This window comes from Streptomyces sp. 11x1 (genome assembly GCF_032598905.1).
In the GTDB taxonomy this organism is placed as follows: domain Bacteria; phylum Actinomycetota; class Actinomycetes; order Streptomycetales; family Streptomycetaceae; genus Streptomyces.
Genome location: NZ_CP122458.1, coordinates 9,899,945 through 9,923,304 on the forward strand (window position 1 = coordinate 9,899,945; position 23,360 = coordinate 9,923,304).

Annotated in this window: 20 protein-coding genes; 12 read left to right on the top strand and 8 right to left on the bottom strand. The window is 71.4% G+C overall.

Going from position 1 to position 23,360, the window contains the following annotated elements; genetic code table 11:
* The first annotated feature begins 70 nt into the window (after nucleotides 1-70).
* Entirely contained in the window at nucleotides 71-448 is a 378-nt protein-coding gene (locus tag P8T65_RS43555) for a hypothetical protein (protein ID WP_316730956.1), read from the top strand.
* Here P8T65_RS43555 and P8T65_RS43560 read toward each other — a convergent pair.
* Nucleotides 392-1,795 (bottom strand): phospholipase, encoded by a 1,404-nt coding sequence (locus P8T65_RS43560; RefSeq protein WP_316730957.1) that lies wholly within the window; start codon nucleotides 1,793-1,795, stop codon nucleotides 392-394. The genes P8T65_RS43555 and P8T65_RS43560 overlap by 57 nt on opposite strands.
* 229 nt (nucleotides 1,796-2,024) lie before the next feature.
* On the opposite strand from P8T65_RS43560, the gene P8T65_RS43565 reads away from it, so the two are divergent.
* A complete protein-coding gene (locus P8T65_RS43565) occupies nucleotides 2,025-2,957 on the top strand; it encodes a peptidoglycan-binding domain-containing protein (protein WP_316730958.1) in 933 nt (310 codons plus the stop codon).
* A 93-nt stretch (nucleotides 2,958-3,050) separates the two neighbouring features.
* Here the strand turns inward: P8T65_RS43565 and P8T65_RS43570 are convergent, their stop codons facing one another.
* Both P8T65_RS43570 and P8T65_RS43575 read right to left on the bottom strand, forming a co-directional pair.
* Nucleotides 3,051-6,683: a hypothetical protein gene (locus P8T65_RS43570; protein ID WP_316730959.1), complete on the bottom strand. Its 3,633-nt coding sequence runs from the start codon at nucleotides 6,681-6,683 to the stop codon at nucleotides 3,051-3,053.
* A gap of 207 nt (nucleotides 6,684-6,890) precedes the next feature.
* Complete coding sequence (locus P8T65_RS43575) at nucleotides 6,891-7,874, bottom strand: cyclic nucleotide-binding domain-containing protein (RefSeq protein WP_316730960.1); 984 nt, start codon at nucleotides 7,872-7,874, stop codon at nucleotides 6,891-6,893.
* 751 nt (nucleotides 7,875-8,625) lie between these two features.
* Between P8T65_RS43575 and P8T65_RS43580 the strand changes: the two genes are divergently transcribed.
* The 3 genes from P8T65_RS43580 to P8T65_RS43590 are packed head-to-tail and all read left to right on the top strand — an operon-like array spanning nucleotide 8,626 to nucleotide 11,649.
* Entirely contained in the window at nucleotides 8,626-9,705 is a 1,080-nt protein-coding gene (locus tag P8T65_RS43580; RefSeq protein WP_316730961.1) for a site-specific integrase, read from the top strand.
* A complete protein-coding gene (locus P8T65_RS43585; protein ID WP_316730962.1) occupies nucleotides 9,702-10,034 on the top strand; it encodes a helix-turn-helix transcriptional regulator in 333 nt (110 codons plus the stop codon). The genes P8T65_RS43580 and P8T65_RS43585 overlap by 4 nt, the downstream gene beginning before the upstream one ends.
* A gap of 4 nt (nucleotides 10,035-10,038) precedes the next feature.
* Entirely contained in the window at nucleotides 10,039-11,649 is a 1,611-nt protein-coding gene (locus tag P8T65_RS43590; protein ID WP_316730963.1) for a hypothetical protein, read from the top strand.
* A gap of 83 nt (nucleotides 11,650-11,732) precedes the next feature.
* Here P8T65_RS43590 and P8T65_RS43595 read toward each other — a convergent pair whose 3' ends face one another.
* Complete coding sequence (locus P8T65_RS43595; RefSeq protein WP_053711987.1) at nucleotides 11,733-12,098, bottom strand: nuclear transport factor 2 family protein; 366 nt, start codon at nucleotides 12,096-12,098, stop codon at nucleotides 11,733-11,735.
* 98 nt (nucleotides 12,099-12,196) lie between these two features.
* On the opposite strand from P8T65_RS43595, the gene P8T65_RS43600 reads away from it, so the two are divergent.
* The 3 genes from P8T65_RS43600 (at nucleotide 12,197) to P8T65_RS47560 (ending at nucleotide 14,016) form a co-directional block, all read left to right on the top strand.
* Complete coding sequence (locus P8T65_RS43600; RefSeq protein ID WP_316730964.1) at nucleotides 12,197-13,138, top strand: LysR substrate-binding domain-containing protein; 942 nt, start codon at nucleotides 12,197-12,199, stop codon at nucleotides 13,136-13,138.
* 151 nt (nucleotides 13,139-13,289) lie between these two features.
* Nucleotides 13,290-13,745 carry a hypothetical protein gene (locus tag P8T65_RS47555; protein ID WP_399102599.1) on the top strand — a complete coding sequence of 152 codons (456 nt, stop codon included), beginning with the start codon at nucleotides 13,290-13,292 and terminating at the stop codon, nucleotides 13,743-13,745.
* A 1-nt stretch (nucleotide 13,746) separates the two neighbouring features.
* Nucleotides 13,747-14,016: a hypothetical protein gene (locus tag P8T65_RS47560; RefSeq protein WP_399102602.1), complete on the top strand. Its 270-nt coding sequence runs from the start codon at nucleotides 13,747-13,749 to the stop codon at nucleotides 14,014-14,016.
* Here P8T65_RS47560 and P8T65_RS43610 read toward each other — a convergent pair.
* Complete coding sequence (locus tag P8T65_RS43610) at nucleotides 14,013-14,981, bottom strand: alpha/beta hydrolase (RefSeq protein WP_316730965.1); 969 nt, start codon at nucleotides 14,979-14,981, stop codon at nucleotides 14,013-14,015. The genes P8T65_RS47560 and P8T65_RS43610 overlap by 4 nt on opposite strands.
* A 103-nt stretch (nucleotides 14,982-15,084) precedes the next feature.
* Nucleotides 15,085-15,402, bottom strand: a complete 318-nt coding sequence (locus P8T65_RS43615; RefSeq protein WP_316730966.1) for an antibiotic biosynthesis monooxygenase — start codon at nucleotides 15,400-15,402, stop codon at nucleotides 15,085-15,087.
* A gap of 149 nt (nucleotides 15,403-15,551) precedes the next feature.
* On the opposite strand from P8T65_RS43615, the gene P8T65_RS43620 reads away from it, so the two are divergent.
* From P8T65_RS43620 to P8T65_RS43630, 3 genes are all read left to right on the top strand, one after another.
* Entirely contained in the window at nucleotides 15,552-16,457 is a 906-nt protein-coding gene (locus P8T65_RS43620; RefSeq protein ID WP_316730967.1) for an AraC family transcriptional regulator, read from the top strand.
* 159 nt (nucleotides 16,458-16,616) lie between these two features.
* The gene (locus P8T65_RS43625; RefSeq protein ID WP_316730968.1) at nucleotides 16,617-17,366 is read left to right on the top strand and encodes an SDR family oxidoreductase; all 750 of its coding nucleotides are present in this window, start codon (nucleotides 16,617-16,619) and stop codon (nucleotides 17,364-17,366) included.
* Between the two features lie 287 nt (nucleotides 17,367-17,653).
* On the top strand, nucleotides 17,654-18,517 hold the full coding sequence (locus P8T65_RS43630) for a fructosamine kinase family protein (RefSeq protein ID WP_316730969.1): 864 nt from the start codon (nucleotides 17,654-17,656) through the stop codon (nucleotides 18,515-18,517).
* Between the two features lie 170 nt (nucleotides 18,518-18,687).
* Here P8T65_RS43630 and P8T65_RS43635 read toward each other — a convergent pair whose 3' ends face one another.
* Both P8T65_RS43635 and P8T65_RS43640 read right to left on the bottom strand, forming a co-directional pair.
* Complete coding sequence (locus P8T65_RS43635; protein ID WP_316730970.1) at nucleotides 18,688-20,856, bottom strand: TerD family protein; 2,169 nt, start codon at nucleotides 20,854-20,856, stop codon at nucleotides 18,688-18,690.
* A 168-nt stretch (nucleotides 20,857-21,024) separates the two neighbouring features.
* Nucleotides 21,025-21,642: a TetR/AcrR family transcriptional regulator C-terminal domain-containing protein gene (locus P8T65_RS43640; RefSeq protein ID WP_316730971.1), complete on the bottom strand. Its 618-nt coding sequence runs from the start codon at nucleotides 21,640-21,642 to the stop codon at nucleotides 21,025-21,027.
* A gap of 213 nt (nucleotides 21,643-21,855) precedes the next feature.
* On the opposite strand from P8T65_RS43640, the gene P8T65_RS43645 reads away from it, so the two are divergent.
* Nucleotides 21,856-23,337: an APC family permease gene (locus P8T65_RS43645; protein ID WP_316730972.1), complete on the top strand. Its 1,482-nt coding sequence runs from the start codon at nucleotides 21,856-21,858 to the stop codon at nucleotides 23,335-23,337.
* Nucleotides 23,338-23,360: the final 23 nt, after the last annotated feature.

Sequence of the window (23,360 nt, forward strand, 5' to 3'; positions counted from 1 at the left end):
TACGTCGGACGGGGCGACCTGAGTATGTGGTCCGATACGGGGCGCCCCGTCCCGGTGATGCACTGTGGTCATGGACACGCACACCTCGCGCCCGCGCCCCCTCCGCCAGGTCACCGCCACGGCCACGGCCACCGGTTCGGCCCTGGCGGTGGTGCTGCTGCCGCTGGTGGTCGGCGCGTTGGTGGCGCGGTCGGCCGGCGCCGACCCGATGGCCTCGGTCAACGCCCTGATCGCGGGCGGCGGGGAGCGGGCGAAGCTCTCCCGGAACCATCTGCCCGTCCTGCGGAACATGCGTTCGGTGCCCCGCAGGGTGGGTGCGCGGTGGGCGGGCCGACGCTTGGCGACGGACGGTCCGGCGGTCCGTCCGCCGGTCCGCCCGTCGGGGCGGCGGCTACTGCCCGGCCGTGAGGACGTACGTGTTGAGGTTTCCGACGGTCGTCAGCGGTGACGGTGAACCCAGCTCGTAGCGGTCCACGGCGAGGTAGTTGGGCTTCTTGCGCGCGGCCGGGGTGCAGAAGTTCTGCGCCCGGTTGCCCAGTTTGGCGTTGTCCGTCTCCGCCGTGCCGCTCATCGTGTAGTCGCGGAAGTGGTTCATCACGAACAGCGGGTGGAAGGCGGCGGAGCCCGTGGTGAGCGGTCTGGCGGTGCCCCAGCGGCTGTAGCAGGACCAGTCGGAGCCGCCGAGCCCGCCGCCCATGGACCAGTAGTTCTCGACGGTCCACTCACGCTGGTACATCACCCCGAACGTGTCACGGGTGACGTAGCCGGCGGAGGTGTCGCTCGCCCGGGTGCGGTCGCTGAAGATCAGCAGCTGCTTGCCCCGGGCCGCGAGGTCCGCCATCCTCGGCCAGCCGCTCGTCGCCACACCCTCCTGGTCCGGCCGGTACAGCACGTCGGACAGACCGCTCACGGACGCCAGCGACGACTTCAGCACCTCCGAGGAGGTGTAGTCCTCCAGGAAGACGGTGACGAACTGACCCGGGTTGGCCTTGAGGAAGGTGACCATGCGCTGGAGGTCGGTGGCGAGCGGTACCGGGTTGCTCACCCCGTCACAGCTGTTGTGGCAGAGCATCGCCTGCCCGGACACAGCGTACGCGTCCAGCATGAACCCCCGTACGCCGTCGGTGAGTTGGCGGCCCACACCCCGTGCCTGGTTCGGGAACAGACTGACGGGGAACGACGCGAAGTTGCCGTCGGCCCCGTTCGCGTAGGCGTTGTGCGAGGTGAGGAACGAGACCTGGTCGAGCGTGCGGGTGTCGGCGGAGGGCATGGGCGACGTCGCGTACGACACCGGCGTGAGGTGCCAGCGGGCGTAGGAGCCGTTCGACCCGACCTGCACGAGGGCGGCGTCGGAGGACGCGCCCGTCAGGTACTGCGAGGTTCCCGGCACACCGATGGTGTACGTGCTGTTCGCGGCCTCGGTGACTGTCCACGTGGTGCCGTCCGCGCCGCAGGTCGCGGTCACCGCGGAGGTGCCGCCGCGTCCGAGGCAGATCCCCGACTGGTCGGTGCTGCGCAGCTGGTGGCCACCGGTGACCGCGACGGGCGTCCACTGTTGGTGGTCCTCGTTGCCCTTGGGGTTGTGCGCGGCGACCGTACCGCCGGAGGCCGCCGCGTTCAGGCCGGTGACGGAGTTCTGCAGGTACACCGCGTACGTGGGGACGGCCGCGGCGGCGGGGCCCGAGACCGCGACGGGCACGCCCAGGGCGAGCACGGCGACCGCGCAGAGGGCGCGGGCGCGGACACGAGGGCGCGAACGAGGACGGCGACGGGGGCGGGGACGGGTCTGACTCACGGGGTTCCTTCCGCTGCGGGCACACGGGGGTTGATGTCAGAGGCATGACACACCGAGGGGCGGGTCGCGCACCAGTCCCGAGGCGTGAAGTCCTCATGGGCGCGAACGCGCCGTTGTGTGGCGGGACTTGAGCCAGCGTCGCCTCCTGGTTCGTGTTTCAATCAAGTCTTGGCGATTCCGTGGAGAAGATCTGTTTAAATTCTGAAACCCGTTCGAAGAGAGACCACGCGTGAGTGAACCGACAGCCCCTGTCTGCCCGCAGTGCGGAACGCCCCGGGCGACGGACGGCACCCCGGCCTGTTCCTGCGGCCGCCGCGCGTCGGAAGCTCATCGGGACGTGCGCGCGGCACAGGCCGAGGCCGCCGAGGACTTCGACCCGGTGCGCATACGCCCGTTCGTACAGGTCGGCGACTACGACGGCGAGCCGCACGGCACACCGTCGTCGGTCGAGGAGCTGCCCCCCACCACCGGTGAGGCCGCGCGGGCCGCGGCCGACGTTCCGACACCGGTCGACGACGTGGACGTTGACGCACACGCACAGCGCTCGGACGGGCGGGAGTCGGGTGGTCGGCGTCGTCGTCGGGTGGCGCTGGCCGCCGGGGTGGGAGCCGCCGCGGCCGCCGTCCTGGTGACCGGCGGGATCATCGGCGGCCTCTTCTCCTACGACGCACCGTCGCGGGACGGCTCGGACCCCGACGACATCAGGGCCGGCATCCCGGACGCGGCGGCCGCCCAGGAGGCGTCGCGGTCGGCGACCCCGTCCCCCACGGGCTCCACGGCGTCCCCGTCCGGCACCGCGTCCACCTCGCCCGGGGCGACCCCGACCACGACCTCGACCGAGGCGACGCCCGGCCCGTCGGCCAGCCTGACCAGGGACCCCTCGGGAGGCGACGCCACGCTGACGGCGGCCCCCTCGCCCACCGCCCCCGACGGGCCGCCTCCCGTCCTCGGTCTCGGCGACCGGGGCGCGGAGGTCACCGAACTCCAGCTCCGCCTCCGCCAGGTCGGCCTGTACAACGGCGACGCCGACGGCGACTACGACCGTGAGGTCCAGAGCGCGGTCCGCGGCTACCAGCTGACGCGTGTCCTCCTGGAGGACGAGTCGGGCGTGTACGGCGAGGCCACCCGCGCCTCCCTCGAATCCGAGACCACGGAACCGTGACCCCCACCTCCCACGTGAGCCGCGGGCCGTGCCCCGCGTGCCGTCAGCCGTGCCTCCGGAGCCGTCGCCCGTCCGCGTGCCGTACCCCCTCCCTCACGGGGACGCGGTGGTGAGGTGGCGGCGGGCCTGGTCCGCCGTGTCGCTGTGGGGGAACTGCTCGGCGATCTGCTGCCAGATGTCGCGGGCACGGTCGACGCCCTCGGGGTCGTCGCGCGCTTCGAGGGTCAGGGCGAGGTGCGCCCACTGACGGGCATGGCCACCGGAGTGCTCGACGGCGTCCTGGAGGAGGTCGACGGCCTCCTCCAGGCGCCCCTGCCGGTAGGCGATCCAGCCGCAGGCGTCCTCGCACAGGGCCATCCGACCGGGCTCCAGCACCTGTCGCGCACTCTTCAGGGCACCCTCCGCCAGGAGCCGCGCCTCGTCCAGCCGGATGCCCTGCTCCGCGTAGAACATCGCGAGCCGCGCGGTGAGCGTGACCAGCGCGGCCCGCAGCGGAGGTTCCTCGTCCGTGCCGTGGAACGCCTCCAGCCGGGCCGCGCAGGCGTCCTGCGCCTCGATCAGCTCCTGCTCCACCTCCCACGGCTGCTCCCGCCCGGCGATCAGACGGGCGATCAACTCGTGGTGCCGGCCCGCCCCCGACCGGCTCGCGGTGTCACCGATCGAGCGCAGCGCGACGACCGCGTCGTCCGAGCGGCCCAGCAGATCGAGGACGTCGGCCAGCTCCTCGTGCATCCGGGCCTCCAGGTCCGCGCTCAGGGACGCCTCCAGCGTGGCGTCGGCCAGCTCCTCCCGCGCCCGCTCCAGCAGTACGGCGCGCTCGTCGCCCTGCGTGGTCTGCGCCCGTCGCCGATGGGTGACGGCCAGTTCGAGGCGCGCCAGGTCCCGCTGCTCCCCGGCCGGGAGCAGCTCGATCAGCCGCAGGAGGGTCTGCTCCGCCAGGTCGTACTGGGCCCGCTGGTCGCGGTACAACCGCGCCAGGGTGAACCGTGGATACGCGTACAGCGGCGCCAGCTTCAGCGCGTCCCGGCAGTCCCGCACGGCGTCGCTCGCCCGCCCCTGCCGTACGTACACCGCAGCCCGCCCCGCGAGGGCCCGCGCCCTGGTGGGCAGGTCCGGCGGCTCGGCGGACAACTCCGTCAGCCGTTCCTGGCCCCGGCGCCCCGAGCGGTAGCGCGGACACACGGTCTTCGGCGCCCGGTCGAGAACGGCGTCGTACTGCGCGACGGCCCGCCGGTAGCTCTCCGCGGCCGACGCCCCGTGCTCGGCGTCGGACAGCGAGTCGCCGAGGGCCGCGTGCGCGTCGCCGAGGTCGACGTTCCACTGCGGCGGTGCCTCCAGCCCGGCCGGCGGACCCTCCCGGACCGCACGGGTCAACTCCTCGACCGCCGCAGCCCAGTGGCGACGCTGACAATCGGAGGGCCGGATCAGTCCGGCGAGCGCCCCCTGCAACAGCCCGATCTCCCGCGCGGCCAGGGAGACCTCGGGCGCGGACGTGCCCGGCGAGGCCCGCAGCGACTCGATCTCGGCCAGCGCCTCCCGCAGCCCGCCTTCGTCGAAGTGCTGCTGCGCTTCCCGGGCATGGGCCCAGGCGCGCGCCCAGCGCAGGGCGAAGGGCTTCTTCCGGGCCGGAGCCTTCGCACAGGCCGGCCGCACGGATCCGTCGGCGCCGCCCTCGACCACTGGGCCGACACCGCTGTGATCGGAAGGGTCGGCGTGGTCGTCGTCCTCGGTGGCGCCGTACTGCGACGGCCAGTACGCGTTGACGATCCGCCGTACGTCCTCGCGGCCGGGTTCGAGAGCCAACGCCATGCCCGCGAGGCCCCGGGCGGCGAACTGGTTCCCCCTCCAGAACATCTGGTTGACGGCGAGCAGCAGCCAGGCCTCGGCGTCGTCGGGGTGCTGGTGCGCGGCGACGGTGAACAGGGCGCTCGCCAGTTCCCGCGTGCCACCGGCCTCCGGTGATCCGGCCGCGAACAGCCCGACGTCCCGGACCGCCACATGGTGGTTCTGCGGGTCCCGCTGGATCGCCTCCAGACACGCGAAGAGCGCGCCCTCACGGTTGTGCCGCTGCAGCATGCGCCCCCGCAGCGCGTGCAGCTCGGCCATGTCGGGCGCCCAGCGGATGGCCGTACGGATGTACCGGTCGGCCTTCCGCCGGGCCCGGCGCCCCGACCGGTCGCAGGCGTCCCCGGCGAGCCGGAACCAGCACTCGGACCGCATCGCGACGACGTGCGCGATCCGCTCGGTCAACGGCCGTACCGCCAACTCGTCGCCGTCCAGAACCAGTCGGTGGGCCCGTTCGTCGACCAGGTCCTGCTCGGTGCGGCGGAAGTGCCGCAGCGCCTCGCGCACCTTGGCGTCGGCCGGCCCCGTCCCGGTCCCGGTCGGCCCCGATCCGGCGAGGGCCGCGCCCGACTCGACGGGCTGTCTCCGCTCGGCGTCCTGGCGCAGCAGGGTCACCCCGAGCCAGTACGAGGCGAGCGCGGCGTCCATGGGGTGACCGTCGGCGGCCTGGCGCAGGGCGCTGCGGGCCGACTGGGCCGCCTGGTCGAGGAGTTCGGCCCGCTTCGGTGCCTCGACGTCCGGGTGCTCGGCCTGTTCGAGCGCGGCTCTGGCGAGCTGGATGCGGGCGGGAGCGAGGGTCGGGTCGAGGGTGACGGCCTTCTGCCACATCAGCGTGGCCGCGCTGCGCACCACGGCCGAGGCCCGGAGCCCGATGTCGGTGCGGATGCGCCGCTGCTCCCGATAGACCAGCCCGAGGTTGTGGTACGCGGCGGCGTAGCCGGAGCTGTGCGAGAGCGCCGCGCGGAAGTGCTCCTCCGCTGCGTCGAGATGGTGCAGCAGTCCCTCGCGCTGGAACCGTTGGTAGCTCTCCAGACCGTCCACCAGGCGTTGGAAGCTGTCGACGTCGGCTCCCGACTCCGAGGCGCCGGGCCGGTCCAGTTCGATGCGGTGGGCCAACTCCCGGGCGAGGACGGCGCTGGCCCGGCGGATGTCGGCGTCGGCGGGGATGTCCGTCTGAGCCGACCAGGTGCGGCCGCCGTGGCCGGACTGGGAGGCGACGACCCGCAGCACCCCGTCGGTCTCCACCAGCGAACCCTGCAGGGTCCGTCCGAAGGCGCGCTCCACGAGCGTGAGTACCGTGCCGACCTGGAGCTGCAACGGGCCCAGGGCGACCGTCCCGATCTCGGTCGCATTGATGTCGCCGTGCAGCCCGGTCGTCGCGACACCGGACTTGAACGGCACCCGCGCCGACGACCGCAGCACCATCTCGCCCCGCTCGCCCGCCGGGTTGAGCACATCGGCGGGGGTGATGAACGGCTCCTGTCTGACCAGCTCGGAGATCCGCTCGATCTCGCTGTGCAGCAGTTCGGCGAAGCCCGCCGCGATCTTGTCGAGCTCTCCCACGTCGTCCCCGGCGACGAGGTTCTTGAAGGAGAGGATCCGCACCGGTCGGGAACGCCGTCGGCTGACCGCCAGCAGCACGAGCACGACGGCCAGGACGAGCGCGATCCACTCCAGCGTGGACCACTGCGCGGAGACGTCCTGGATGACACCCGTCACGGCGAGGACGATCAGCGCGGCGGCCAGCGGCACGAAGGCCGAGTTGGCGGTGAGCGCGGTCCTGAGGAGCACGGCGATCCGCCGTGCCCGACGCGCCCCGGCCGGCGGCCACGACCACGCGACACGGCCTGTCTCCCGGACGAGATGCCTGAGCGAGGGCATGACGTCGCGCCCTTCTGCCGCGCCCCCTGTCCGTCAAGGACCCTCCTCGTTCCAGCGTGCGCCCGGAACCACCCAGCGGCAATTCAGCCCCCGGGGGCCGCTCCCCGCGCTCCTCCGGGGGCGCGGGGCTCAGGGGCGCGGGGACTGCGCGAACGGGGTCCGGGGCGGAGCCCCCGAGGCTGTGACGGTGTCGGCCGACTCGGCGCGCTACCAGTAGTCGGGCAGGGAGTAGCGCTCGGTGTGGGTGGCGTGCCACTCGTGGTTGCCGGCCACCCACGCGGCGAGCCCGGTGACGTAGCGCCCGCGCTGCTGGGAGGTCGCCGACAGGGCCGCGGACTCCTCCTCGAACGCCTCCATGATCCGGTTGTGGATCTCGACGGCCTCCAGATAGGCGGCCTTCAGCCCGCACCGCTCGTTCGCGGCGATGACGACGGGCAGATTGAGATGGCCCGGATCGTTCGACAGCTCCTTGGTGAAGGAGCACAGGTCGTTGACGATGGTGGCAGCGTTCCCGGCCAGCGCGGTGATCCGCTGGACCTCGGGCCGGGCGTACAGGGCCTTCGGCAACTCCCAGCCGTCCACGGCGTCGACCACCGACAGACAGGGCCGGACATCGGCCTCGCCCTTGCGGTTCATGGGCTTGCGCTGCCGCTCGGCGAACGCCTCGAACTGGGCCGCGAGGGAGGGCGTGCGCTCCACGAACGCCATCAGCACGTCCCAGTTGAGCGCCAGCACCACCCCGGCCGTCTCGGCCCGGACCGAGCTGAGCCACAGCGGGTCGGCGTGTCCGATGGCCTCGTCGCCCAGCCCGTCGCCGTCGCTGATGACGCCGAGGACCTCCTCCTCGCCGTACTTGCCGGTGGTGTACCGGGTGAACCTGCCGTGCACCACGAGATACGCCTCGGTCACCGGCTGCCCGGCGTCCACCAGCACCTGGCCGGCCCGAACCTCCCGCACCCGGAACCGGGCGGAGATCTCCCTGAGGGCCGGGATGTCGGAGTAGCCGCGCAGCGCCGGGAGCTCGGTCAGGGTCTCCGGGATGACCTTGACGTCGTCGGCGCCGTTCTGGTCGAACTGCACCCGGCCCCGGCCGATCCGCAGCTGCAGACGGCGGTTGACCCGGTAGGTGCCGCCCTTGACGTCCACCCACGGCAGCGTCCTGAGCAGCCAGCGCGAGGTGATGGCCTGCATCTGCGGTTCGGACTTGGCGGTCGTCGCGAGCTGCCGCGCGGCCCGGGTGCTGAGACTGGTGAAGTGCTGCTCGTCGGCGGGCTCCGGTGCGCTTTCGAAGGAGCTTACGGGGGGCGGTCACATTCCCTCCCGAGAGGTGAGCGGATGTGCGTGGACGTACGGGGACGCGCCCGGACAAGGGCGGACACCGGACGCTGTGGAAACACGGGACTCGGGTGGCGCGCGTACGACGTGGTCGTGGACGGATGCCGAGGCGGTGGACGCCGGCGAGGTGGGGCGACACGTGCGGATGGGCGGCGCCTGTCGCAGGTCAAGCCAGACAGGCGGGGCGGCCGGTCGGGGACGGCGTGAAAGGGGCGACTCGCGTCCCGGGGATGCGGAAACCGCCGCCCGAGACAGAGCACCGGCCGGGCCGCGCCCACGCGCCCCTCGCCCACCTCCGACGACCGGCGCGGAGGGCGCACGAGGTGCGTGGCGGGGGAGCGTACGACGTGGCCGCGCGGAAGGTGCACGAGGGTGGGCCGCCCGGACGCCGCACGAGGCGGACCGATCGGAGGGGCGCGCCCCCGCCTGCACGACTGTGCGACATCCCGAGAGTTCCCCTGAGCCCCGCTGATCCTCCGGGCCCGTGGCCAGGGGGTTCTCCCTCCTTCGTGTGCTCTGCTGGCTTGTGACGTAACTTCGGGATTTTTGAAGCGTTCTCATCTCGTCCGACCGATTCGCAGTCGGGTCGAAGGCGAGGAGGCTCGGGTTGGCGGCGCTGGCGGCCGTACGGGACCTGCGTGAGCACTGGGCGCCCGCGTCGGCGGAGGAGCTGGAGCGGTTCGAGACCGATGTGCTGTCCGGGTTCGTCCTCGCACGGGCCTCAGCGGGGCTGGCGGACGGCACCATCCGCGGGGACGTCGGTCACCTGGATCAGATCAGGACCTGGTTTGGCCGACCCTTGTGGGACATGGAGCCCGCTGACGCGGACGTGTACTTCGGGAAGGTGCTGCGGAACTCGCCCAGCGGCACCCGGCTGGGCCGGTCGCAGGCGTTGAGCACGTATTTCATGTTCCTGGAGCTGCGGCACAAGGTCGAGATCCATCGGATGACCGGCCGGGTGGTCGAGTGCCCGATCGACGAGATGAACCGGCCGCGCGGGGCCAAGGACGCCCAGCTGCGGATTCCGCCGAGTGAGCCGGAGATCGGGACGTTGTTCACCGGCTGGGGCGGCGAGCTGGCCACCTGCCGGAAGTTCGCCCCCACCGCCCGGAACTACACCGCCTCGAAGTTGATGTCCCAGGTCGGCCTGCGGGTGAGCGAAGCGTGTGGGCTCGACCTGGACGACATCAAGTGGGACCTGGGCCGCTTCGGCAAGCTCCACGTCCGCCATGGCAAGGGGGCCCGCGGCTCTGGACCGCGCGAGCGGATGGTTCCGCTGATCAATGGTGCCGACCGGACACTGCGGTGGTTCATCGAGGACGTGTGGGGCCAGTTCGACGACGATCACACTCGCCCTGGTGCCCCGCTGCTCCCTTCCGAGCGCAAGAACACCGACGGCTCCGCGCGCCGGGTCGGCGACGACGCCCTGCGCAACGGGCTCGACAACGCGGTCCAGGCTCATCTGCCGAGTTGGACGGACAGGTTGACCCCGCACGTCCTGCGGCATTTCTGCGCGTCCCAACTCTACGGAAACGGGCTGGACTTGCTCGCAATCCAGGAGGTCTTAGGACATTCCTGGATCGCCACGACCATGCGGTATATCCACGTGCAGCAGACCCGGGTCGAGGACGCCTGGGTCGCCGGGATGGAACGGGCCGCGAAGCGGCTGGAAGGACTGGCCCGATGAGGTGGAACCTGCGGCTGACCGCCGCGAACAAGGGTATCTGGAAGGCGTCCGAGCTCCAGCGGAGCCTGGCCGAGCACGGCCTGGCGATCTCGGCCGGCAAGATGTCCGGGCTGTGGTCCGGCCAGCCGGTCTCGCTCAAGCTGGAGGACCTGGACGTCATCTGCGTGGTCCTCGGCTGCGAGATCGGAGACCTGCTGATCCCCGAACCGGAGAAGGTCCGCCGCCCGGGCCAGGCAGAGGAGACGGAACGGGCCGCGGTCGGCGCGGGAACCGCCGCACCGAAGGTGATCCCCAAGCGCCGGGACGGCCGGTCGCTGCCGCCGGAGTGATCCGGTGGCACGGTTCCCGAAGGGCTACGTCAAGCCCACCGACTCCTGCGACAGCTGCCTGGCCTGGGGAAACTTCAGCGGCCGCCTCTGCCCCACCTGCTATATGTTCGGCCGCGACCACGACGCGGACGCATGCACCGGCTGCCGCCGCGTCCAGCCGCTGAAGTGGAACTACTGCCGCCTGTGCTGGTGCCAGGCACGCCTCAGTGCGAAGGCCGTCGTCGGCCAGCCCACGGACGAGAGGGACGTGCGGGACCGGCTCGCCGCCGTCCGGCATCACCAACTGTTCTTCGCCGGGATGCACTACCGCAGGAGACCGACCCCTGCGGCTCGGACGCGCGGAGGACGGCGGGGAGCCCCGCGCAAGCCGCCTCCTGCACCGGCCTGGCGCCCGGATCCTGGCTGGCGGCAGCTACCGCTGTTCGCACAGATCCCCCGTGACTACAGCCGGCTCGCCCTGGCCGACGCCGACCTGGCCAGCCCGTGGCTAGCCTGGGCAAAGTACCTCGCCCACCGGCTCGCCGAGACCCGCGGCTGGGGACGCACCATCCGCTTCGCCGTCAACCGCGGCCTGGCCCTCGTCCTCACCGGCTACATCGAGGGCGACGTCATCCGGCACACGGAGATCTTCGCCCCGCTGCGGGCCCTGGACCTGCCGGTCGGCCACACCGTCACGGTCCTGGACGAGATGGGGATCTTTGAGGACGACAGCGAACCCTCCTTCGAACGCTGGCTCGCCGAGAGGCTGGAGGGTCTCGCACCCGGCATCCGCTCGGAGGCCGAGCGCTGGACCCACATCCTGCGCAACGGCGGCCCCCGCAGCCTCCCGCGACGGGAAGGCACGGTCTGGCTCTACCTCAACCGAGTCCGCCCGGCCCTGCTGGAATGGTCGAACCCCTACGACCACCTGCGGGAAGTGACCCGCGACGACGTCCTCACCTACATCAAGACACTGCACGGCCACCAGCGCCACGACCAACTCGTCGCCCTGCGCTCCCTGTTCTCCTGGGCCAAGCGGAACGGACTGATCTTCCGCAACCCCACCAGCCGGATCAAGGTCGGGCAATACGAGTACGCTGTGCTGCAACCACTCGTCCCCGAACAGGTCGACCGCTCCGTCGCGGCGGCCACCACCCCGGCGACGCGGCTCATCCTCGCCCTCGCGGCGGTCCACGCCGCCCGGGTCGCCCAGATCGCCAACCTCATGCTCGACGACGCCGACCTCGGCAACCGCCGGCTGACCATCGCCGGACGCGTCCGCCCGCTCGACGACCTCACCATGAAGCTGCTGCTGGACTGGCTGGAGCACCGACGAAACCGGTGGCCGAACACAGCGAACCTCCACCTGTTGATCAACAACCAGACCGCCAACACGACCGGCCGCGCCAGCAACCACTGGATCAGCGCTCCGATGCGCGGCCAGGACGCGACCCTGGAGCGGCTCCGCGTCGACCGCCAACTCGAAGAGGCCATGGTCAAAGGCCCCGACCCTCTCCACCTCGCGGAGGTCTTCGGCCTCGACGAGAAGACTGCGATCCGCTACGCGAGCTCCGCTCGCGCTCTCATGGAACGGCCCCTGGAAACCGACCCCGCAACTTCACCACGAACCCACTGATCAACTCCTTGACACTGGGGGCACCGACCTCTCGGGGCCACGCCCAACAGCCTTCAGTTCCGCGAACTCACGGAGGCGAGGGGTCAGCGGGTGGGTGGGACGAACTCGGGCTGGTCGAGCAGGCGCAGCCAGCTTCCATCAGGCTGGCGCCGGACGACCTGCGCCCGGGCACCGGCCCCGTCCTTCGGAGGAGTCGAGGTGAGGGCGATGTCGCCACTGATCAGCGTCGGCAGCGGTTGTTCCTGCTCGAAACGGGGACGGTTGGCCAGCACCTTCTCCCACAGCGCACGAATCGCCTCCCGGCCCACCGTCTGGTCGCCGGGTGGGTAGGCCATCACCGCACCTTCTTCGTAAAGTGCGGCGACCCCGGCCGCGTCACCGGCATTGGATCGTTCGACGAACAAGCGGGTGATGTCCTCGGGCCGCATGGCCTTCTCGTACTCCGGCATGAATTCCTCCTGACGTCGGGCTTCGACGCTTCCCAGCGTGGCCGCCGACTGGCCAGAATTCCAACAGATGAATCTTCTGGAAACTAGAATCTGCAGTCATGGAGCTGAGGCAGCTGGAGTACTTCATCGCGGTCGCCGAGGAGCAGAACTTCACCCGGGCAGCCGAGCGGGTGCACATCAGCCAGTCCGGCGTCAGCGCCCAGATCCGCCAGCTGGAACGGGAACTCGGAGCCGAGCTGTTCGACCGGTCGGCCCGCACCGTCACCCTCACCGTCGCGGGAAAGGCCGCACTCGAACACGCCCGCGTCGCACTAGCCGCCGCTGGGGCACTCGGCCAGGCGGTGGGCGAGGTGACCGACCTGATCCGGGGGCACCTCACCGTCGGGATGGTCATCGGCTGCACCCTCACCCCGCTATTCGACGCCCTCGCCGCGTTCCACCAGGCACATCCCGGTGTGGAGATCTCGCTGCTGGAGGACAGCTCCGACCGGCTCATCGAGGGGGTGCGCACCGGCACCGTCGATCTGGCACTCATCGGGGCAGCAACCGCCACACCCGACGGACTGGACGCGCTGACCATCATCAGCGAGCGGCTCGTCGCGGCAGTCCCGGCCGGGCACCCTTTGGCGAAACAGCGGAGGGTCACCCTGCGCGACCTGATCGCCTACCCGATCGTGTGCATGCCGCCCGGCACCGGCCTGCGCACGGTATTCGACCAGGCCTGCGCCGCACAGAGCCTCCAACCCGCGATCACTCTGCAGGCCAGCGCCGCGGACGCCATTGCCGACCTCGCCGCCCGCGGGCTCGCCGTCGCCGTCCTCAGCGACTCCATGGCCGCGAGCTACCGCGACCGGCTCACCGCCCGCACCATCGATGATGTCGATACACCCGCATTGCTCGCCCTGATCTGGAAGAACACGTACAGCCCGGGGATGCGAGAACTGCTCGTGCACAGCCGGCAAGCATTCACCAAGCCCGACCCCGCGACTTCACCGCGAACCCACGGGTCTACCCCTGACATCAGGGCGACAGACCCTTGAGTTCCCACCGAAGTGCCTTCAGTTTTCACGAACTCGCGGGCCTCAAGGGGGTTGAGGAGCATCGGAACGAAAACCGGCGCCAAGCCCTCGTCGTCCCTGGTGAGCGGCTGACAGGCGTCGGCTGCGGGGCCGGGGCGAAGTCGTTCCACGGATGACGCCCAAAGGGGAAGCGGTGCCCGCCGTCGTACGACTGCCCGTCGGGAAGGCGTTGACCGTCCGCGCGGCGGCCGACATGTTCCTCGACTCGCTCGACCACGCGAACACGCTCCGGTCGTACGGAATCGGCGTCGGCAGGACCGCCGAACACCTCGGTGATGCCCGCCCGCTCGCCACCGTCGCGGACGACGAGATCGGCGGCGACCGAGAACAACTGGGGGACGAGGCCGCGGTCGACGCGTGGAACGCCCGGCGGGCGGCGGGGCTGTCGTGGCCGCTGGGGTGTCGAGCGCGGATACGACGGCCCGCCTGTCCCGCGTGGGTGAAGCGGATGCCCCGACGGAGTCGGAGACGTCGGCCCGCTCGAAGATGGCCGTGGACCGGCAGATCGCCCGGCGTGAGGTCCACCTGCGGGAGAGCCGAGTCCCAGCAAGCTCCGCGCGCCGCGTGACGTGTGCCCGGACACCGGGCTGGTCCGGCTGTCGTACGGCCGGACCCGCGCCCTGCTCGACGCCCACACCGCAGTCGGCGGGGCACCGGGCACAGGATGGGACCTGCACGAATACCGCCATTCTGCTCTCACCCACCTCGGCGAGGCCGGGGCCGGCCTGCCCATGCTGGCGAAGTCGCGGCACAAGCAGCCGGAGAACGTACGGCGCTACTTCCACCCCTCGACGGAGGCGATCGCCCAGGTCACCAGCCTGCTCGCGCCCGGAGACTAGGCGGCGGGGTTCGTGGGCAGGAGCCGGGCGAGCCAGTCGGTGCGGGTTCGGCGGGCTGTGGCCGAGATGTGTGCCTGCGGGTACAGGGCGTCGAAGCCGTGGAAGCCGCCTGCCCAGACGTGGAGTTCGGCCTGGCCGCCGGCCGCCCAGATGCGGGTGGCGTAGTCGGTGTCCTCGTCGCGGAAGACTTCGGCGGAGCCGGTGTCGATGTAGGTGGTCGGCAGGCCCGCGAGGTCGTCGGCCAGGGCGGGTGAGACGTATGCGGGTACCTCGTCGTCGGTGAGGTCGCCGAGGAGGCAGCGCCATCCGAATCCGTTCATCTCGCGGGTCCAGACGCCGGGCCCGTTCGCGTACTGGAGGCAGGAGGTGGTGGTGTTGCGGTGGTCGAGCATGGGGCCGATCAGGACCTGGGCGGCGATCGGCGGGGTGCCGAGGTCGCGGGCCAGCAGGGCCACGCCGGCGGCGAGGCCGCCGCCCGCGCTGGCGCCTGCGACGATGATCCGGGCGGGGTCGATGCCCAGTTCGGCGGCGTGGTCGGCGATCCAGAGCAGTCCCTGGTAGCAGTCGTCGACCGGGACGGTGCCGGTGGACTCGGGCGCGAGGCGGTAGTCGACGGAGACCACGACGGCGCCGAACTCCTCAAGCCACTCCAGCGGGATGTCGATCTGTGAGAAGCGGTCGCCCATGACCATCCCGCCGCCGTGCATCCAGTAGACGCAGGGTGCGGCAGCGGTGCGATCGCTGTTCGCGGGGCTGAAGACGGACAAGGGGATCGGGGTGCCGTCCGGACTCGCAACGGTGACCTCGCGCCGGTCGATGGCGCGACCTTCGAGGAGGGGTTCGACGGGCATCGAGGAGAAGGGGCGTACCTGCGCCAGCACTTCCGGGCTGAGCTGGGACATCAGCGGCATGTCGGCCAGGAGTCCATGCAGTTCGGGGTCGAGGGAGGGGCGTGCTGTGGTCATGGTCGTTGCCTCTCGTGGGTGGCGGCGGGACGGTCGGGCGAGGACGGGGCCGCCTCGGTGGGTACCGAGGCGGCAGAGGCTGGGGTGTCGGGTGTCCTGCGGGTCAGAGGGCGGATTTGCCGCGGACCGGAACATAGTCGGTGTATTCGGAGTCCTTGGCGAGCAGCGGGTCGATCTGCGCCACGATGGCCTGGGCGGTCCTGCCGGCGAAGACGCGGTGGTGGTCCTCCTCGCTGGTCCAGCCTTCGGCGACGTGGACGACGTCGGGGTCGGACGCGGAGCGGGAGACGAGGTAGACGAGGCAGTATTCGCTCGCGCCGGGACTGCCCTCGTTCAGTCCGGTCAGCAGCAGGTCGACGAGCCGGTCGCCCATACCGGGCCTGGCGGTCAGGGTGGCGCCGAAGCCGTAGCTGGCAATCATGAATTCCTTCTCCTCCTCTTCGGTGATGGAGCGCGGTGACTCCATTCAAGCGGGCTGACCTGTGAAAACGTTAGACAGATACTCGTTCGTACTTGCACGATCCTCGCCACTTCGGGAACCGCGGCGCGGGATGGTGCTGCAATGGACGCATGCACCTCGAAGAACTCCGCACCCTGCTGGCCCGCCATGCGCGGCCCGACTGGACCACCGCCGTCGACGGCGTCCTCATCTCGAAGGTCGACCGCCCTGATCCACCGGCTCCTGCGATGTCCGGCACGCTCCTGGCGGTCATCGCGCAGGGCGCCAAACGCCTCGCCCTGGGTGAGAGGGTGTTCGAGTACGGGCCCGGGCAGTACCTGGTCGCATCCGTCGATCTGCCTGTCACAGGACAGTTCACCCAGGCCGACCCCAAGAAGCCGGCGCTGGGGTTCGGTCTCGTCCTGGAACCGTCCGCCGTTGCCGAGCTGCTGCTTGAGGCCGGGCCCGGAGATGCCCCCCGGAGCAGCGGGGGCGCGCCGTCGGGGATCGCCGTCAGCGACGCTCCGGCCGCGCTGCTGGACGCTGTGGTCCGGCTGCTGCGCCTGCTCGACGAGCCCCGCGACCGGGCCGTACTGGCCCCGCTGGTCAAGCGCGAGATCCTGTGGCGTCTGATCACCGGCGAGCAGGGTGCGACGGTTCGCCAGCTCGGCCTGGCCGACAGCAGCCTCAGCCACATCTCGCGGGCCGTGCGCTGGATCCGCGAGCACTACGCGCAGCCCTTCCGGGTCGAGGACGTGGCGCGGCAGTCCGGCATGGGCGTCTCCGCCTTCTACCGCAACTTCCAAGCGGTGACCGCGATGAGCCCCATCCAGTTCCAGAAGCAGATCCGGCTCCAGGAGGCCCGGCTGTTGCTCGCCACCCACCCCGGAGACGTCACCGGAGTCGGGCAGCGCGTCGGCTACGACAACCCGTCGCAGTTCAGCCGGGAGTACCGCCGCCAGTTCGGCTCGCCCCCCAGCCAGGACGCCGCCCGCCTGCGTCAGGCCGTGCGTGCGCCGGCAGGCCTCCCGCTCTGAGTTGGGTGGCCTTTGCCGGAGGATCGTGCAAGGAGTAGCGAGGATAGTTCTACTATCTCCGCAGTTCAGAACGATTCAATGGGATCACCGGTTCTCCCGTGGAGCAGGAATATGCCTGCCCACCCGTATGGATCCCATCACTTCGCAAAGGGGCACAACATGAAGACAGTTCTGATCACTGGTACCTCGTCCGGGTACGGGCGGGAGACCGCACTCCACTTCCACTCGCAGGGGTGGAACGTCATCGCCACGATGCGGACGCCGCGTCCGGGCATCCTTCCCGAGTCGGACCGGCTCCGCGTCATCGAGCTCGACGTGACCGGGCCCGAGAGCATCACCGCCGCGTTCGAGGCAGCCGGTCCCATCGATGTCCTGGTCAACAACGCGGGCGTGCCATCGATCAGCGTGTTCGAGGGCACCCCCATGGCCCGAGTGCGGGAGGTCTTCGAGACCAACACGTTCGGCGTGATGGCGATGACGCAGGCGGTGCTGCCCCAGTTCCGCGAGCGCGGCTCCGGCGTGGTGGTCAACGTGACCTCCAGCGTGGTGCTGGGGCACATGCCGCTCTCGGCCGTCTACAAGGCGAGCAAGATGGCCATCGAGGGGTTCACCGCATCCCTCGCGCTCGAACTCGCGCCCTTCGGTGTGCGGGCGAAGACGGTCCAGCCGGGCGCCTGCCTGACGACGAACTTCGCGGCCAACGCGACGAAGGGCGCCTCATTGGACGAGCTGGTCCCGGCGCCCTACGCACCGTGGGCGAAGAAGGCCATGGGCGACTTCACGGGCCAGGACCTGTTCACCAAGGAGAGCGACGTCGCCGAGACAGTGTGGCGAGCCGTGCACGACACGACCGGCCAGCTGCGATTCCTCGCCGGCCCCGACGCGGTCTCGCTCTCCCAGGCGAAGTGATCACAGTCGTCCCCGACCGCCGGACGGCCGTCGAGGGCGGGGTGTTCGGCCCACTCGTAGAAGAGATACGCGGCGAAGGGCACGGTGGGCCGCAGGGCGGTGCCGATCGCTGCCGTGACGGCGGTTGACAGCCGTGAACGTTCTTCGCGAATCAAAATGATCGGCCGAGCCACGGAGCGTTCCGTTTGCATGTCAAGACATGGGTAGAAGATCTCACTGGTGCCGCACCCAGCCCCCTGCGGGATCCTGTGGAGCGCCTGAGGAGACGAGAACCGGAGGTGGTCGCCGTGGGCGAGCGCACGGCACCGAGTGCCCTCGCGGCCCGGCTCACCGGCACCCCGGCGGTCGGCGAGCATCGACTGTCCGGCACCCTGACCGAGGTGACCCTCGACGACGGCCGGAAGGTACTCGTCAAGCAGGGCGACGGCCCCGGCGCCGCCCGGGCCGAGGCGGCAGGACTGCGCTGGCTCGCCGAGGCGGACACGGTCCGCGTGCCGACGGTCCACGGCCACGAGGGGAACCGCCTGGTGATCGGCCTGGTGGACCAGGGGGCACCGAGTGCCGGGGCGGCGGTCCGCCTCGGCGTCGAACTGGCCGCCCTGCACGGCTCCGGTGCCCCCGCCTTCGGCGCCCCACCGCCCGGCGGCCCGACGGAGGCGTACATCGGACGCGCCCCCATGCGGAACACCCCCGGCGACGAATGGCCCGCCTGGTACGCCGAGCACCGGGTCCTGCCGTATCTGCGCCAGGCGGTCGACGACCGGACGATCCGCCCCGCCGAGGCCGCTCTGATCGAGGAGGTCTGCGCACGGCTGCCCGACCTGGCCGGTCCCGCCGAGCCACCCGCCCGGCTGCACGGCGACCTCTGGAACGGCAACGTCCTGTGGGGCGCCGACGGCCGTGCCCGGCTCATCGACCCGGCCGCGCACGGCGGCCACCGCGAGACCGACCTGGCGATGCTGGCGCTCTTCGGCTGCCCCCACCTGGGACATGTCCTGGACGGCTACCAGCGGGCGGCACCCCTCGCCGACGGCTGGCAGGACCGCGTCGGCCTCCACCAGCTCTTCCCCCTGCTGGTGCACACGGTGCTGTTCGGACGGGGCTACGCGGAACAGGCCCTGGCGGTGGCGCGGGCGGCACTCGGGAGGTGAGTCACCGGCGGTCCGCCGCATCGTGCGGGCCGCACATACGACACCGGGAGGCGCCGCGCGGGCGCCTCCCGGTGGAAGCGGAGGGCGAGGAGAGCGAAGGAACTCGGTTTCATTTGGAGTGAATGAGAAGGAAGCCCCTTCATGGCCTCGCCCACGGGCCACGCTAGCACTCAGCCCGGGATCAGGTCGCGCAGATTTTCGAGGGTGATGACCCGGGAGTCCGGGTGCAGCCCCTCGGGCCGTTCCAGACCGATGTACGTCACGGGCTCGTCCGGCGCCGAGCCGTCCCACAGGTCCATGACCGTGTCCTCACGGGTCATCAGGTCGATCAGGTACCCCACCGTCAGCTGTTCGCGCTCCACGACGGCACGCACCAGTTTCGACACCGACGCCTGGTTCTCCTCGACCCGGTTGGCCGACGAAATGCCCTTGAGATACAGGTGCAGCCACTTCGCGCGCCACCGGCCGTCCTCCCCGCGCCGGAACACCAGCGGCAGCGCCACCCGGCCGACCCCGCGCAGTTCCGACTTCATCCGGACCGTGCGCGGCTCGAACGGCCGGCCCTTCTGCTCGCGGTCGCGCACCATGAACCCGAAGAACGACTCCTCGACCTCCTCGAAGCCCTCGCCCGCGTAGATGTTGACCTGCGGGACGACGAACGTGCTGCGCACCCGGTCCAGGGCCAGCTCGATGAACTCCGAGGCCCCCTCGGGCGCCTCGGTGACATCGCCCGAGTGCCGGCCTCCGACGGACGTGAGGGACGTGTACGACAGCCAGGAGTCGGTGCTGTAGTCGTCGTGCAGGAGCAGCGCCGACAGGTCGTAGTCGGTGCGGTGCTCGGCCTGCTTCCAGTACACGAAGAACCGCAGCCGCCCGCCGGAGACCTCCGAGACCGAACCGCGCGGCAGCACGCCGAGCCCGGCCGCCGTCGCCCGGCCGCTGAGCGGCAGCGCCACGGCCAGGACGTCGGGGTCGACCAGCAGCCGCCCGGGCGCCGGGAGCCGGCGCCGCAGTTCGGTGTCGAGCGCGGCGATCAGCCGGTCCCGGTCGGCGGCCGGAACGGGCGGCCGGTCGTCGGGGCAGACCCAGGCGCGGCCCCGGCGGTTGACGAAGACCCGGGGCGCGTCGCTCTCCCGCTCCCGGTTGTGGAGGTGCTCGCGGACCGACAGGACGACCCGGCCGGAGATCTCGGGCGCGACCTCGACCGCCGCGGCCAGGACCGCGTCGCGCTCCTCCTGGTCGGCGGCGACGCGCAGCAGGAGGTCCAGGGCGCGGAACAGCTTGCCCGGAGCGGACTTCAGCAGCGCCGCCGCCCCGGCGACGTCGAACTCGTCGAGCAGCTTCTCGACCCGGCTGTCGAAGGAGCGCGCCTCCTTCTCACCCCGGGCGACGGCGAACACGTCGGCGGCGTGGGGCCAGCGGGGGTACTCGTGCGGGTGGAGGCGTTCGCCGAGCCGCTTGAACGGCTCCCGGTGCGTGTGCACATCGGCCAGCCTGGCCGGGTTCGCCGCGATCACGGCGTCGAGGCCCGCGAGCAGCGCCCGCCGCACCGGCCGGGAGAAGGGCCGGAACCGGGTCGGCTCCTGGAGCGTCACGTCGCCGTCCGACAGCGCGCAGGCCAGCCGCAGCACATCGGTGACGGTGTCGAGCAGGAGGTCCGCGCCCACGGCGAGCCGTGCCTCGTTGACCACCGCCCGGTTCTCCCGCACCGGGATCCGCTCCGGCTGGGGGCCGAGGGCGCACCGCTCGGCGAGGAGCTCGAGGTCGCGCAGGTCGTCCTCGCCCAGCGGGGTCGTGCTGCCCGCCAGAGCCAGGTACAGGTCGGTGAGTTCGGAGTCCAGGTCCCGGCCGGGGTGCAGCACGGTGATCCGGTCACCGGCCGAGGCGATCAGCTCGTCCTGCGCCGCGAGCATCTCCTCGTAGGTGTGCTGGTAGCGGCCGTACGTGGGGAGGCTGAGCAGGTCCAGCACCCCGCCCGCCAGCTGGGCCAGCACGCCCTCGCGTGCCTTCTTGTCGCCGAGGGCGTGCGCCACGCACCGCGTCCAGAACTCCTCGGTGCTCGGGACGTTCCTGGGGAAGTCGATGAAGTAGGAGTTGTGCCGGACGTGGTCGCCCACCATCTCGCGCACCGTGCGCAGGGTCTGCCGGGCGGTGTACAGGACCGCCGCCTCGGACAGCCCCGACAGCCTCTCCAGCAGCTCCGCCGAGAGCTTGAAGCCCACGTCCATCAACGCCGCGTCGAACTGCCGCGCCGCGGCGGTCCCGTCACCGGGGGACCCCTTGGGGGTGGGCAGGCGGTGGGTGTGCCGGACGACCAGCGATTCGAGACTCTGCGCCATTCCGGGATGATCGCAGAGGTGTACGAATCGGTGCACGGGAGTTTTCCGTACACGGCCGGGCCCGGGTGGGGTGCGTTGTCGGGTGCGGCTCCGGTGGGGCTCCTCGCGCAGTTCCCCGCGCCCCTGAAGAGCAGGGGCTGCGCCCCGTGCTTTTCATCCCCGCAGGGCCTAGACCTGGGCGTGCGTCCCCAGCCTGCGCCGCGCGTGCGCGAGGAAGCCGTCGAGGGCCAGCTCGAAGGCGGCGTCCGCGCGCCCCTCACCCGCCGCGTCCAGCGCCCGGGCCAGGCGCGGGGTCGCCGACTCGTCGGTGATCTCCCACATGGCCACGGGGGCGGCGAGGTCCATCGCCGAGCCGAGGACGACGTTCTCCAGGGCGACCAGCACCGGCATCACGTCCGGCAGCGGGAAGCTCGCGTCGAGCAGCAGGCCGACGGCCCGCTCGTACTGTTCGAGGACGCGTGGGGCCCGCACCGGGGAGGTCATCAGCAGCGGGATCGCCCGCGGGTGGGCCGCGAAGGCGGCGCGGTAGGAGCGGGCCCACGCGGCGAGGGCAGCGTCCCACGGCTGCAGATCGAGGGCCGAGATGTCGATGCCCTCCGCCACTCGCTCCCGCAGCAGCTCGACGATGCCGTCCCGGCCGTCCACGTGGTGGTACACCGAGCCGGTCTGCACCCCGAGCCGCCGTGCGATCTGCGGAACGCTGAACTCGCCCTGCGCGTCGAGCAGTTCCAGCGCGGTGGTGGTGATGCGCTCCCTGTCGAGCAGGGGGGTGCGCGGCCGTCCCATGGTGTCCGTCCCCTCCGGGGTCTTCCCAGCAGTCCGAGGTGAAGGCTACATTGCGATAACCGAAAGCCTTTAGGTTTACGGGCCAGGTCATCCCGCACGGCCCCGCTCCAACCGTCCCGCCCACAGCCAGAAGGGCCTGCGCCCGCAGCCGAAAGGGCCCCTCGCCCTCATGGCTGAAGGGCCTTCGCCCGAAGTCAGAAGGGCTTTCCCCTCATGACCGTCACCCCCGACGCCACCGCCGCCGACCCGGCGGGGAAAGCGGCCACCCCGGCCCCGTCCCTGCGCTCCGGCTCGCTCGGCACCACCGACATCGCCTTCTTCGTCGTCTCCGCCGCCGCCCCGCTCACCGTGATGGCCGGCGTCGCCCCGCTCGCCATCCTGATGGGCGGCATCGGCGCCCCCGTCGGCTATCTCCTCGCCGGACTCACACTCGCCGTCTTCGCCGTCGGCTTCACCACCATGAGCCGCCACGTCCGCAGCGCCGGCGCCTTCTACGCGTACATCACCCGGGGTCTCGGCCGCCCCTTCGGTGTCGGCGCCGCCCTGCTCGCGCTGATCGGCTACAACGCCATGGAGATCGGCGTCTACGGCCTGCTCGGCACCGCCACCCGGGACACCGCCCGCGCCCTGTTCGGCACCGACATCCCCTGGCTGCCCGTCTCCCTCGTGGGCCTGCTGCTCATCGGCTGGGCGGGCTACCGCTCCATCGACTTCGGCGCCAAGCTCCTGGGTGTCCTGTTGGTCGCCGAGACCGGCATCCTCGTCCTGCTCGCCGGGGGAGTCCTGGTCGAGGGCGGCGCAGACGGCCTCTCCCTCGCCTCCTTCGCCCCCGGCAACGTCATGGTCCCCGGCATGGTCGCCGTCCTGGCCTTCGCGTTCGCCGCGTTCACCGGCTTCGAGTCGACCGTCATCTACCGCCGCGAGGCCCGCGACCCGGCACGCACGGTGCCACGCGCCACCTACCTCGCCATCGGGTTCCTCGGCCTGTTCTACGCGTTCATCGTGTGGACCGTCATCCAGGCCTTCGGTGACGCCCGGGTCATCGCGACGGCCGGCGCCAACCCCGTCGACCTGTTCTTCACCGCCATCACCACCTACGTCGGCTCCTGGGCGGCCGACCTGATGCGGATCCTCATCGTCACCAGCGTCCTCGCCTCCCTCCTCGCCTTCCACAACGCCATCAACCGCTACGGCCTCGCCCTCGCCGAGGAGGGGATCCTGCCCAAGGCCCTGGCCCGCGTCCACCCGCGCCATCGTTCCCCGTACGTCGCGGGCATCGCCCAGACCGTCCTCGGCGCGATCGTCGTCCTCGCCTTCGCCACGGCCGGCGCCGACCCGTACATGCAGCTCCTGCTGTGGGTGAACACCCCCGGAATGCTCGCCCTGATGCTGCTGCAACTGCTCGCCGCCCTCGCCGTGCCCTTCTACTTCCGGCGCGTCACCCACTCCGAGGGTGCCCTGCGCACGGTCGTCGCCCCCATCGCGGCGGCGGCCCTGTTGACCGGCGCCATCGCCCTGGTCGTCACCCACCTCGACCAGTTCACCGGCGCCTCCACCACCGTCAACACCGTCCTCGCTGTCCTCGTCCCGGCCGTCCTGATCGTCGGTCTGGTCCTGGCCGGGTGGCTGCGCCGCGCCAGGCCGGGGGTCTACGCGCACTTCGCCGCCGAACCGCCTGCCGACGCCGGCGACTGACCACCGGCCCGCACCGACCGACC